General features: G+C 72.6%; 9 protein-coding genes. 2 read left to right on the top strand and 7 right to left on the bottom strand.

Annotated features, from left to right (window positions below; all coding sequences use genetic code 11):
* Positions 1 to 119 precede the first annotated feature (119 nt).
* Entirely contained in the window at positions 120 to 917 is a 798-nt protein-coding gene (gene lipB / locus IE262_RS07080; RefSeq protein WP_134032238.1) for a lipoyl(octanoyl) transferase LipB, read from the bottom strand.
* 303 nt (positions 918 to 1220) lie between these two features.
* Between lipB and IE262_RS07075 the strand changes: the two genes are divergently transcribed.
* A complete protein-coding gene (locus IE262_RS07075) occupies positions 1221 to 2696 on the top strand; it encodes an NsdA family TPR-like regulatory protein (RefSeq protein WP_189872097.1) in 1476 nt (491 codons plus the stop codon).
* A 46-nt stretch (positions 2697 to 2742) separates the two neighbouring features.
* Here the strand turns inward: IE262_RS07075 and IE262_RS07070 are convergent, their stop codons facing one another.
* Together IE262_RS07070 and IE262_RS07065 are read right to left on the bottom strand one after the other, a co-directional pair.
* On the bottom strand, positions 2743 to 4113 hold the full coding sequence (locus tag IE262_RS07070) for an NAD(P)/FAD-dependent oxidoreductase (RefSeq protein ID WP_189872095.1): 1371 nt from the start codon (positions 4111 to 4113) through the stop codon (positions 2743 to 2745).
* Positions 4114 to 4461: 348 nt separating this feature from the next.
* Positions 4462 to 5442 carry a TIGR01777 family oxidoreductase gene (locus tag IE262_RS07065; RefSeq protein ID WP_189872093.1) on the bottom strand — a complete coding sequence of 327 codons (981 nt, stop codon included), beginning with the start codon at positions 5440 to 5442 and terminating at the stop codon, positions 4462 to 4464.
* Between the two features lie 69 nt (positions 5443 to 5511).
* Between IE262_RS07065 and IE262_RS07060 the strand changes: the two genes are divergently transcribed.
* On the top strand, positions 5512 to 6000 hold the full coding sequence (locus IE262_RS07060) for a GNAT family N-acetyltransferase (protein WP_189872091.1): 489 nt from the start codon (positions 5512 to 5514) through the stop codon (positions 5998 to 6000).
* Positions 6001 to 6030: 30 nt separating this feature from the next.
* Here IE262_RS07060 and IE262_RS07055 read toward each other — a convergent pair whose 3' ends face one another.
* The 4 genes from IE262_RS07055 to aceE all read right to left on the bottom strand — a co-directional run bounded on the left by IE262_RS07055 (position 6031) and on the right by aceE (position 11950).
* A complete protein-coding gene (locus IE262_RS07055; protein WP_134032259.1) occupies positions 6031 to 7215 on the bottom strand; it encodes a MarP family serine protease in 1185 nt (394 codons plus the stop codon).
* Positions 7216 to 7581: 366 nt separating this feature from the next.
* Positions 7582 to 8100 carry a DUF4240 domain-containing protein gene (locus tag IE262_RS07050; RefSeq protein ID WP_189872845.1) on the bottom strand — a complete coding sequence of 173 codons (519 nt, stop codon included), beginning with the start codon at positions 8098 to 8100 and terminating at the stop codon, positions 7582 to 7584.
* Between the two features lie 88 nt (positions 8101 to 8188).
* Entirely contained in the window at positions 8189 to 9175 is a 987-nt protein-coding gene (locus tag IE262_RS07045; RefSeq protein WP_189872089.1) for a helix-turn-helix transcriptional regulator, read from the bottom strand.
* Positions 9176 to 9238: 63 nt separating this feature from the next.
* A complete protein-coding gene (gene aceE / locus IE262_RS07040; protein ID WP_189872087.1) occupies positions 9239 to 11950 on the bottom strand; it encodes a pyruvate dehydrogenase (acetyl-transferring), homodimeric type in 2712 nt (903 codons plus the stop codon).
* Between the last annotated feature and the right edge of the window lie 329 nt (positions 11951 to 12279).

Genomic DNA, 12279 nt, shown 5'->3' with positions numbered 1-12279 from the left:
GATTCTTCGGCGTACACCAGGGTACGCCCGTACGGTTCTCGGCCTCCGAGGTGGGCAACCTTCGGCTTGCGGGTGGCATTCCCGTCCTGGGGGCGCTCGGCTCCTCCGCCCCCGCCGGGCTACACCGCCGCCCGCTCCACCTCGCGCGGCTTCGGTTCCGCGTTCTCCAGCACGTCCCGCAGGTGCCGCTCCACCACCGGCAGGACCTCCGGGATCGTCAGGTCCCGGCCCAGTTCGGCGGCCAGGGAGGTGACGCCCGCGTCACGGATCCCGCAGGGGATGATCCGGTCGAACCAGGAGTTGTCGGGGTTCACGTTGAACGAGAAGCCGTGCATCGTGACGCCCTTGGCCACCCGGATGCCGATCGCGGCGATCTTGCGGTCCTCGCGCCGCTGCCCGGCGTTGGAGGGCGCGTACTCGGGCCCGTTGAGGCGCGGGTCGAACTCCTCGTCGTGCAGTCGCGGGTCGAAGTCCAGGGACAGTCCGCCGAGCGCGGGCCGCTGGTCCACGGGGTCGCCGAGCACCCACACACCGCTGCGGCCCTCGACCCGGGTGGTCTCCAGGCCGAACTCCGCGCACGTGCGGATCAGGGCGTCCTCAAGGCGCCGCACATGGGCCACCACGTCCACCGGGCGCGGCAGCTTCTGGATCGGGTAGCCCACGATCTGACCCGGACCGTGCCAGGTGATCTTGCCGCCGCGGTCCACGTCGACGACGGGTGTGCCGTCGAGCGGCCGCTCGTTGTCGGCCGTACGCCGGCCCGCCGTGTAGACCGGCGGATGCTCCAGCAGCAGCACGGTGTCGGGTACCTCGTCCGCGAACCGCGCCGCGTGCACCCGGCGCTGTTCGTCCCACGCCACCTGGTACTCGACGGCCTCGGCACCGAACCCCATGCGGACGAACCGCAGCTCACTCACGGCAAGCGCCTCCCTGGAAGCACTGGACGCGTGCACAGCGCCGACCGCGCCACGCACTCGTCCGAGTATTCGTCGGCGCGCGATGCGTTCGTCATGCATGTACGCGCCCAAGCCACTGTACGCCCGGCCGATGCGCGTCAGCCGCACGGCCAATCTTCACCCGATCGTATGAATAGAAGGCAAAGAATGTGATCAGCCGCTCACTCTCCGCTACATTCACGCCGTTCACGAGGCCATAAGGGCTGCTCACCGGCAATCCGGGCACCTCGCCGAAGATCGGGAAGGCAGGAGACCGCACCGCACATGACGGAACGACCCCCGCAGCGCACCCCCAACCGCCAGCTCGCCGCCCTCATCGCAGAAGCGGGGTTCTCCAACGCGGGGCTGGCGCGTCGTGTGGATCAGCTCGGCCTCGAACACGGACTCGACCTGAGATACGACAAGACATCGGTCACCCGCTGGCTGCGCGGCCAGCAGCCCAGGGGCACGACGCCCGCGTTGATCGCCGAGGTGTTCACGCGCCGCCTCGGCCGCCGGCTCTCCGCCCAGGACCTCGGCCTCGACGCGTGCGCGCCCGTCTACGCGGGCCTGGAGTTCGCCGCGACCCCCGAGGAGGCCATCGACATCGTCAGCGGGCTGTGGCGCAAGGACTCCGGCAGCCACGCCGAGCTCCGGAAGATCGCGTTCACCCCGGCGGGGCTCGTCGTGCCCAGCCGGGACTGGCTGATCGGCCGCGCCGACGACCGGGTGGGCCGGGGCGACCCGGGCGCCGGGCGCATTCCCGCGCAGGGCCGCCCCGCCCCCAAGCTCCCGGCTCTGCCCGAGCAGGGGGGACTCCCGTCCCGGCAGCGCAGCCAGACCGAGCGCGGCCCCGGCCAGCGGGTCACCGCGGGCGACATCGCAGCCCTCCGCTCGGTGGGCGAGCTCTTCCGCGCCCTCGACCACGCCTACGGCGGCGGCCACGCCCGCCAGGCCCTCGTCCGCTACCTGGAACACGAGGCCGAGCCGATGCTGCGGGGCGCGTACGGCGAGCAGACCGGCCGCCGCCTCTTCGCGGCCGCCGCGGACCTCACCCGGCTCGCCGGCTGGACCTCGTACGACATCGCCGCCCACGGACTCGCCCAGCGGTACTTCGTCCAGGCGCTGCGGCTCGCGCAGGCGGCCGGGGACCGGATGTACGGGTCGTACGTGCTCGTGACGATGAGCCGCCAGGCCATCTACCTCGGTCACGGGCGCGAGGCCGTCCAGCTGGCACGCGTGGCCCAGCAGGGCGTCGGATCGTCGGCACCGCCCGTCGTCCAGGCGCTGCTGCACTCCGTGGAGGCACGCGGGCACGGTGTGCTCGGCGAGGTGCGGGCCTGCACCGCCGCGCTCGTCCGGGCCGAGCGGGCCCTGGAGGCCGCCCAGCCCGGAGACGAGGTGCCGTACTGGGCGCGGTTCTTCGACCAGGCCCAGCTCGCCGACGATTTCGGGCACTGCCACCGTGACCTCCAGCAGTACCGGGCCGCGGCCCAGCACGCCGAGCGCTCCCTGCAACTGCGCGCCCCCGGTTACGCCCGCAGCCGTCTCTTCTGCCGCGTCGTCCTCGCCTCCGCCCGGCTCGGGCTCGGCGAACTCGACCAGGCCTGCCAACTGGGCGCGGAGGCCGCCGGACAGGCGGCCGAGATGCGGTCGGTCCGGGCGGTCGAGTACGTACGCGACTTCGAGCGCCGGCTGGAGCCGTACCGGGACGCGGCACCGGTACGGGGATACCGGGACCGGGTGGCGGCGCTCGGGTAGGGGCAGGGCGTACGGCGGCGGGGGGCGCCCGGACCGGCCGGGCGCCTCACGCCGCCGTTTCGAGGGGCTCCACCCCTGAGTCCGGTTGCGTGTCCAGGTCCGTGAGGACGGCGTGGGCGGCCCGGCGGGCGGAGCGGAGGGCGCCCTGGACGGTGCTCGTGTCGCGGTGGTCCCCGCAGACGTACAGGCCGGCGAGCAGCCGTACCGGGCGCCGGAGGTCGTGCGGCGGGGGCATCGCGGGCACGGCCTCCGGGTCGTGGTGGACCGCGAGGAGTTCCCAGCGGGTCGTCGACGTGCCGTAGAGGCGGGCGAGCTGGGAACGGACCGTGGCATCCAGATGGGCCGGGTCCGGCAGCGAGCCCAGCACGGTCGAGGAGATCAGCGCGCGGCCGGCCGGGGCCCGGGACGGGTCGACCTGGCTGATGACCGCCGTGTGGGAGACCGGGCCGCCGCGGTCGGCGTCCAGGAGCAAAGCCGGTTCGGTGAGCGGCGGTTCGTCCGTGGTGTGGTGCAGGACCGTCACCGGGTGGAAGGCGGGGACGCGCAGACCGGGGAGGAACTCGGCGGCGGCGCGTGCGCCCGTGGCCAACAGGACGGCACGGCAGGGGAGTTCGCCGTGGTCGGCCGTGGTGACGGAGGTGGTGCTGATGGATGTCACCCGTACGCCCGTCCGCACGCTGCCCGGCGGGAGTGTGGTCGCGAGGAGCTCCGGGAGCGTGTCGGCACCGCCCTCCGGGAGGCACAGGCGGCCCGTCGCGAAGGAGTGCAGGGCGAGGTCGGCACACCGGCTGGAGGTGAGGAGCGCGGGGTCGGCGAGCAGCGCGGTGAGCAGGGGGCGCAGGAAACCGTCGACGGCGCGTGCCGGGAAGCCTCGGCTCACCAGAGCCTGGGCGGCGGGGAGTTCCGTCCGCGTGAGGAGCTGTTCGGGCGGGGTGGCGGCGAGCCGGGCGAGGGCGGCGGCCAGGCGGGTCTGGTCCGCCGGGGTGCCGAGGGGGCCCGGACGGGGCGTGCGCGGGGCGCCCTGGGCGCGAGACATACGGGGGGCGCTCGCGAGGGCGCGTACGGCGGTGAGTGCGCCCCTTGAGCTTCGGGGGGTGGCCGGAGCCGTGTCGGCGCGGTGAAGGTGTCCGCCCGCGTGCAACAGGAGTGCCGGGGCGAAGGGGTGCAGGACCAGGGAGCCCAGGGCGGGGATACGGGTGAGTTCCGGGTACGACGTCGACAGCAGCGGGGCCGAGCGGTCGAGGCGGAAGCCGTCGACCTTCTCGGTGGCCATGCGGCCGCCCACGGCGGGGGCGGCCTCCAGTACGGTGACGCTCAGTCCTGCGCTGGTCAGATGGTGGGCGGCCGCGAGGCCGGCGACCCCGGCTCCCACGACGATGACGTCCACGGTTTCCGCTTGGTGCGCCGACTCAAGCACGGGCCCCTCCCGAGGTCGCGCGGCTGCTGGAGACGTCATGCCCCCAACAGGCTTGTGGAATACCCGAGTTCGGGATGAGGGTAGGTGGCTGGGCGGTCGGGAGGAGTCGCGCGTCGCCCTCGCACGGACGCATGGGGGGCGCGTCGGATGCTTCGACCGGCGCCACAATCCAGCCCCTCCGGCGTTTGAGGAGCGGGGGTTCGGGGGCTGGCCCCCGAGACGAGGGCCGGGGCGGAGCCCCGGAGCCGGGGGTCCAGGGGGCGGAGCCCCCTTGGCGGGGTCGAAGGGGCGGAGCCCTTGGGGATGGGACGGGCAGGGGCGGCGGGGGCGGATCACACCCCGTGCGGCTCAGCGCAGCGCTGCCCGTACCGCCGACTCCACCGTCGGGAACGCGAACGTGAAGCCGGAGTCCAGAAGCCGCGCCGGGACGGCCCGCGTGCTGCCGAGGACGTCACCGGCGACCTCACCGAGGACGAGCCGGAGCGCGGGGGAGGGGACCGAGAAGAGCGTCGGGCGACGCAGGACGCGCCCCATCACGGCCGTCACCTCGCGGTTGGTCACCGGCTCGGGCGCCGTCAGGTTCACCGGCCCCGACAGCGACGGCGTGTCGATGAGGTGCCGGAGGGCGGCCACCTCGTCGTGCAGGGAGATGAAGCTCCAGTACTGACGGCCGTTCCCGAGACGGCCCCCCAGACCCGCCTTGAACAGGGGGAACAGCGGACCCCACGCCCCACCGCCCCGCGCCACCACCAGACCCGTACGGGCGAGCACCGTCCGGACGCCCGCCTCCCGCGCCGCCGCCGTCGCCTCCTCCCACTCCACACAGAGGGAGGGCAGGAACCCCTCACCGGGTGGCGCCGACTCGTCGACCGTCCGGTCCCCCGTGTCCCCGTAGAACCCGATCGCACTGCCGTTGACGAAGACACGCGGCGGACCGTCGAGCGAGGCCACCGCCTCGGCGAGCGCCGCCGTACCCAGCACCCGCCCGGCCCGGAGCCTCACCTTGTACGCCGCCGTCCAGCGGTGCGACGCCACCCCGGCCCCGGCGAGGTTCACCACCGCCGCACACCCGGCCAGCCCCGCCGTGTCCACCCGCTGGGCTTCCGGGTCCCACCGCACCTCGTCCTCGCCCTGCGGCGCTCGTCGTACGAGCCGGACCACGCCGTACCCGTCCGACCGCAGCGAGCGCGCCAGTGCCGAACCGATCAGCCCCGAAGCCCCGGCGATCGCGATCCGGGAACCGGGAGCCGGTGCGTCCTCGCCGTCGTCGCCCAGCGACGCAGCGGTGTCGAGGGGTTCGTCGCCGTCCAGTGGTGCGTCAGCGTTCATGGCACCATCCTGCCGGGTGCGCCACCGCACCACAGGTCGGACTCCGCCGGTCGCCGTACTGTGGCCCCCATGCCGGTTCCGTACATACGCTTCGCCCTCCACGACGACGAGGACGCACTCGCCCGCCTCGACCGCGTGACCTGGTCCACGCTGCACTCCGTCCAGCCGCGCCCCCAGCCGCCGTACGACCCCTTCTTCAACGAGCGGTTCGGGCCGCGGGACCATCTCGTCGCCGAACTCGACGGGAAGCTCGCCGGCTACATCCGGCTGGGCTACCCGAGCACCCTCGCCTGCAACTCCCATGTGCGGCAGATCCAGGGCCTCGCGGTCGCCGAGACGGCGCGCGGAGCCGGGGTCGGCCGGGCGCTGCTGCGGGCCGTACGGGAGGAGGCCCGGCGGCAGGGCGCACGACGGCTCACCCTGCGCGTCCTCGGGCACAACACCCCGGCCAGGAAACTGTACGAGTCCGAGGGGTTCGCGGTGGAGGGCGTCCTTCCCGAGGAGTTCCTGCTCGACGGGGCGTACGTGGACGATGTCCTGATGGGCTGTCACCTCTGACTCGGGTCCCCCCGCAGCGGTGCCCGTGCGCTACGAGGCGATCAACGCGCCCGTGTCCACCGGCGTCGTCGCGTTCCTCGCCTGCTGGGCGTCCCCCGCGATCTCGTTCACCGTGAGGACGTAACCCGTCTCGTCGTCGGAGGTGGAGCGGGCGAAGACCACGCCGTACACGCTGCCGTCGGGCTTGAGGAGAGGGCCGCCGGAGTTGCCGGGGCGGACGGTGGAGCGGATGGAGTAGATCTCGCGGGTGACCGTGCCCGTGTTGTAGATGTTCTGGCCGGTCGCGTCGATGCGGCTGGCGACCGTCGCCGCCTGGAGGTCGAGGCCGCCGTCCTGCGGGTAACCGGCGACGACCGCGGAGTCGCCGCGCCCGGCGGAGTCGTCGAAACGGAGCACGGGTGCGTCGAGGTCCGGCACGTAGAGGACCGCCACGTCCTTCTCGGGGTCGAACAGCACGACCCGGGCCTCGTACGGGCGGCCCACGCCGCCGACGCGGACGGTCGGCTCGTCGATGCCCGCCACCACGTGGGCGTTGGTCATCACATGCCGCTTCGCGTACACGAAGCCGCTGCCCTCGCGGCCCTGGCCGTCGGCCGCGCCCTCCACCTTCACCGTGCTGCGCTTGGCCGCGTTCGTCGCGCTCGCCGTGACGCTGTCCCCGGAGGGCTTGGCCACCTGCGCCGTCGCCTCGTTCTCGAACGGGTTGAAGACCTGTGGGAAACCCGCCTCGGTGAGCGCGGAGGTGGCGCGCGAGAACCAGGTGGGGGTCGTCTCCGGCATGGTGTTCTGCACGGCGCCGAGCAGCGCCGAGTCGCGAATGGCCTGGGTCACCAGCGGGGACGAGGACGCGCCCAGCACACTGGCGGCCACCCAGGCGACGATGAGGACGGCGACCGTGTTGGCCGCGGCCCCGCCGACTCCGTCGGCCACCCGGAGCGGACCGCGATCCAACTCCCGACGCAGCAGCAGTCCCAGGCGCCCCGCCAACTCGTGCCCGACCACCGCCGGCGCCAGCACCGTCACCACGGCCGTGAGCGTCGCCGCCGGGGTCCCCGCCGTCACCAGGCCCATCACCCAGGGCAACACCCATACGCCGACGACCGCGCCGCCCACGAACCCGGCCAGCGAGATACAGCCGGCGACCAGGCCACGGCGGTAACCGGACGCCGCGTAGGCCAGGATCACCAGCAACAGCAGGATGTCGAGCACGTCCACTCCACGCGCCTTTCTCTTGGGCCCCCTAGTACGCGTGGGGCGGGCCCGGTGATCAGGCAGGCTCGGGCGGACCGGCGGAATCAGCCACACGCGCCTGGACCTGTAGAAACGCCCCGGACCCGGGCGATGGTTCCACCGGATGGCGCACCCCACGTCGCGGCGGGGCCGGGCCGGGGGCCGGACCGAGGCCATGCGTGTCTTCCGGACGGCGCGAATACGGCGACCGCGACGGGGCGGATACAAAGGGGCGGGGGGCGGTACGAGCCGCTCCCGTACGACCGTCGGGGGCCGCACGACGGCGGGACGGCCACACGCATCCCGTGCGTGGTCCGGTCCCGGGAGGCCCCCCGCGCCCGGAGGCCGCTGTCAGGCCCTGAACCGCTCCCAGAGCCTGGGATAGCGCTGCGCGAGCACGGCCTCGTTCTCGAAGTCCACGGGAGTGCCCTCGGGTTCCGGCGGTGCGGGCGTGATACCGAGGTCCGGGGCGACGGTGCCGGTGAGCTGTTCGTACGCCTCGTCCGCCGCGTACCCCAGTTCCTCGCCGTCCCCGTCGACCTCGTCGTCGAAGTCCTCCAGGAGATCGGCGAGCGAGTCCGGATCGTGCACCGCGCCTTCGAAGACCTCCCGGCCCTGACCGATCAGCCAGCACCGGAAGAAGTCGAACACGTCGTCACCGGCCCCGTGGAGCAGCACCCACGCGGCACCCCACACATCCCACTGGTACGCGCGGTTGTAGCGGGACTCGAAGTGCCGGGCGAAGTCCAGCACCGCGTCCGGGTCCAGCTGGACGAGCCGCTCGACGAGCAGGTCGGCCTGATCCTCGGGGTCGCCCTCGGCGGCCTCCCGGGTCGTGTCCACCAGCTCCCAGAACTCCGTCTCGTCCATCACGGGACCAGCATCGGCCCTCCGGCGGAGGGACGCACCTGGACGGGGCCCACAGGTCCATGACCCCACACCCGATCGCCCCACGGCGTCACGAGCCGTACAGCTCCGCCAGACGCGCCGCGTCGTCCGTGAACCGTTTCCGCAGGGTCGCCGGGGACAGCACCTCCACCTCCGGGCCCAGGGCCGTGAGCTGGTCGTGGGCGACCTCCTCGGACTCCACCGGCAGCGTCACGGTCACCCGCCCCCGCTCGTCCGGGTCACCCGCGGCCGCCAGGGCCTCCCGGGCGGACCGCGGATCCACGGTGTACGCCAGCCGCCGTACGCCCTCCCCGGTCAGCCGCACCACGACCTCGGCACGCAGGATCGACCGCGCGAACTGCGCGGCCCGCTCCTCCCAGAAGGCCGGCAGGTCGAACTCCTCGTCCCGCGCGAAGCGCTCCTCGCGGACGGTCACCGCGGTGAACCGGTCGATGCGGTACACCCGGAACGAGGCCCGGGACGAGCCTGCGTCCGCCACGCGTGCGCACAGGTACCAGGCACCTGCCTTCAGGACGAGCGCGTACGGCTCCAGCTCCCGCTCGACCTCGTCGTCCCCGCGCCGGTAGCGGGCCGTGATCCGCCGGTCGTCCCACACCGCGTCCGCGACCGTAGGCAGCAGCTCGGGTGTCTCGGGCTCCTTGAACCAGGCGGGGGCGTCCAGATGGAACCGTTGCGAGGCCGTGCGCGAGGCGTCGCGGAGGGAGGGCAGGAGGGCGGCGGACACCTTGAGCCGGGCGGCCGAGGCGGCGTCCTCCAGCCCCATCTCCCGGAGCGCGGCCGGCACGCCGCTGAGGAACAGTGCCTCGGCCTCGCCGCGGGCCAGGCCGGTCAGCCGGGTGCGGTACCCGCCGATGAGACGGTACCCGCCGGCTCGCCCGCGGTCCGCGTACACCGGGACGCCGGCCTCCGACAGCGCCTGCGCGTCCCGTGTCACCGTCCGCTCGGACACCTCCAGCTCGCGGGCCAGTTCGGCCGCGGTCATGGACGGTCGTGACTGGAGCAACAGCACCATCTTGATGAGCCGGGCAGCACGCATGGGTTCATGATGCCGGAGGGGCTGGACATCCAGCCCCTCCGGTGTTCTGAGGCCCCTACGACCTCACAGTCCGTACCGCTCCCGTGCCTCCTTCACCGCCGTCGCCTTGGCCTCGCCACGCCGGGCGAGCTGGGCGAGGGCGGCGACGACGATCGACTGCGCGTCGACACCGAAGTGGCGGCGAGCCGCGTCGCGGGTGTCCGAGAGACCGAAACCGTCCGCGCCGAGCGAGGAGTAGTCCTGCTCCACCCACTGCGCGATCTGGTCGGGAACCTGCCGCATGTAGTCGGAGACCGCGAGGACGGGACCCTCGGCGCCCTGGAGTGCCCTGCGTACGTACGGCACGCGGTCCTCGCCCCGCAGCAGCGCGGCGTCCGCCTCCAGCGCGTCGCGCCGCAGCTCCGTCCACGACGTCGCCGACCAGACGTCCGCCGCCACGCCCCACTCCTCGGCGAGCAGCTTCTGGGCGTCGAGGGCCCAGTGGATCGCCGTGCCGGAACCCAGCAGCTGGATGCGCGGGGCGTTGGCCACGAGCGACAGCCCCGCCGACTCCGCCGTGTTGAAGCGGTACAGGCCCTTGACGATGCCCTCGTCGATCGCGGGCACCGCCGGCTTCGCGGGCTGCGGCAGCGGCTCGTTGTAGACGGTGAGGTAGTAGAAGACGTTCGGGTCCTCACCCGGCGCCGCCTCGCCGTACATCCGGCGCAGACCGTCCTTCACGATCACCGCGATCTCGTACGCGAACGCCGGGTCGTACGTCAGGGCCGCCGGGTTGGTCGCGGCGATCACCGGCGAGTGGCCGTCGGCGTGCTGCAGGCCCTCGCCCGTCAGCGTCGTACGGCCCGCCGTCGCGCCGATGAGGAAGCCGCGGCCCAGCTGGTCGCCGAGCTGCCACATCTGGTCGGCCGTGCGCTGCCAGCCGAACATCGAGTAGAAGATGTAGAAGGGGATCATCGCCTCGCCGTGCGTCGCGTACGACGTGGAGGCGGCGATGAAGTCGGCCATGGAACCGGCCTCGGTGATCCCCTCGTTCAGGATCTGCCCGTCCTTGGCCTCCTTGTAGTACATCAGCTGGTCGCGGTCGACCGGCTCGTACGTCTGGCCCTTGGGCGAGTAGATGCCGAGGGAGGGGAAGAGGCTTTCCATGCCGAAGGTGCGCGCCTCGTCGGGGACGATCGGCACCCAGCGCCTGCCGCTCTGCTTGTCGCGGACCAGGTCCTTGACGAGGCGGACGAACGCCATGGTCGTCGCCACGTTCTGCGAGCCCGAGCCCTTGTCGAAGGACGCGAACGCCTTCTCGGCCGGTGCCGGCAGCGGGGCGAGCGCGTGCGTACGGCGCGCCGGGGCGGGGCCGCCCAGGGCCGCGCGGCGCTCCTGGAGGTAGCGGACCTCGGGGGAGTCGGCGCCCGGGTGGCCGTAGGGCACGACTCCGTCGGCGAACTGCGCGTCGGAGATCGGCAGCTCCAGCAGATCACGCATCGACTTGAACTCGTCCACCGTCAGCTTCTTCATCTGGTGGTTGGCGTTCTTCGACGCGAAGCCCTCGCCGAGCGTGAAGCCCTTGACGGTCTGGGCGAGGATGACGGTCGGGGCACCCTTGTGCTCCACGGCCGCCTTGTACGCGGCGTACACCTTGCGCGCCTCGTGACCACCACGCGAGAGGTGGAAGCATTCGAGGATCTTGTCGTCGGACAGCAGCTTGGCCATCTCGACGAGCGCGGGGTCGGCCCCGAAGAAGTCCTGGCGGATGTAGGCCGCGTCGCGGGTCTGGTACGTCTGCACCTGCGCGTCCGGCACCTCGCGCAGACGGCGTACCAGCGCGCCGGTGGTGTCGAGCTGGAACAGCTCGTCCCAGGCGGTGCCCCACAGGGTCTTGATGACGTTCCAGCCGGCGCCGCGGAACTGGGCCTCCAGCTCCTGCACGATCTTGAAGTTCGCGCGGACCGGGCCGTCGAGGCGCTGCAGGTTGCAGTTGATGACGAAGGTCAGGTTGTCCAGACCCTCGCGGGACGCCAGCGCGAGCGCGGCCGTCGACTCGGGCTCGTCCATCTCGCCGTCGCCGAGGAACGCCCAGACATGGGACTGGGAGACGTCCTTGATCCCGCGGCTGGTGAGGTAGCGGTTGAAGCGCGCCTGGTAGATCGCCGACAGCGGGCCGAGGCCCATCGACACCGTGGGGAACTCCCACAGCCAGGGGAGACGGCGCGGGTGCGGGTAGGACGGCAGACCGTTGCCCCCCGCCTCCTGGCGGAAGTTGTCCAGGTGGGCCTCGGTCAGGCGGCCGTCGAGGAACGCGCGGGCGTAGATGCCGGGGGAGGCGTGGCCCTGGATGTAGAGCTGGTCGCCGGAGCCGGGAGCGTCCTGGGAGTCCTTGCCCCGGAAGAAGTGGTTGAAGCCGGTCTCGTAGAGCCAGGCGGCCGAGGCGAAGGTGGCGATGTGCCCGCCGACGCCGAGTTTCGAGGCCCGGGTCACCATCGCGGCCGCGTTCCAGCGGTTCCACGCGGTGATACGGCGCTCCATCTCCTCGTCGCCGGGCACTGCGGGCTCGGCGGCGGTGGGGATGGTATTGACGTAGTCGGTCTCAAGGAGCTTGGGCAGCGAGAGTCCGCCCGCCTCGGCGCGCTCCAGCGTGCGCCGCATCAGGTACGCGGCGCGGTGCGGCCCGGCCGCCTGGGTGACGGCGTCCAGCGAGGCCCGCCACTCGGCGGTCTCCTCGGGGTCGCGGTCCGGGAGCTGGTCGAGCTCGCTCGGCTGGATTGCGGTGGGGTCGGTCATTGCGCCGCCTTCCGGATGCGGAGGGGGGTTCCCTCATCGGTAAGGGGTGTGGGGGTGCCCTTCGTCTTGGCAGGACAGGGCGGAGGCTCTGGTGGGAGCCCGTCGGCGACTCTAACTCCCTGATCGATGATCGATCAAAGGGTTGAGAGGCAAAACCTCTTGATCACGAGAAAGTCGGCACGGGGTGCCTTCGGCAGCGGCACCGGGTGTCGTGGTCTGCCCGGAGTTTTCGCAGGTGAGGGCACATATGAGCGGCCGTGTGCTCCGCTCGCGGTACGGCGTGGTGCGATGCCTCATGCGTGCGTACGGGGTCTCCTGCGCGTGGCGCG

This window comes from Streptomyces bluensis, assembly GCF_014650715.1.
Lineage (GTDB): Bacteria > Actinomycetota > Actinomycetes > Streptomycetales > Streptomycetaceae > Streptomyces > Streptomyces bluensis.
Note: the sequence above shows the minus strand (reverse complement) of the source record. Positions and strands in the feature narration are given on the sequence as shown.

Coding starts and splice junctions, on each gene's coding strand:
- IE262_RS07050 (WP_189872845.1), bottom strand. CDS start 8,100: ATGGACGAGACGGAGTTCTGGGAGCTGGTGGACACGACCCGGGAGGCC.
- IE262_RS07075 (WP_189872097.1), top strand. CDS start 1,221: ATGACGGAACGACCCCCGCAGCGCACCCCCAACCGCCAGCTCGCCGCC.
- aceE (WP_189872087.1), bottom strand. CDS start 11,950: ATGACCGACCCCACCGCAATCCAGCCGAGCGAGCTCGACCAGCTCCCG.
- IE262_RS07065 (WP_189872093.1), bottom strand. CDS start 5,442: ATGAACGCTGACGCACCACTGGACGGCGACGAACCCCTCGACACCGCT.
- IE262_RS07045 (WP_189872089.1), bottom strand. CDS start 9,175: ATGCGTGCTGCCCGGCTCATCAAGATGGTGCTGTTGCTCCAGTCACGA.
- IE262_RS07060 (WP_189872091.1), top strand. CDS start 5,512: ATGCCGGTTCCGTACATACGCTTCGCCCTCCACGACGACGAGGACGCA.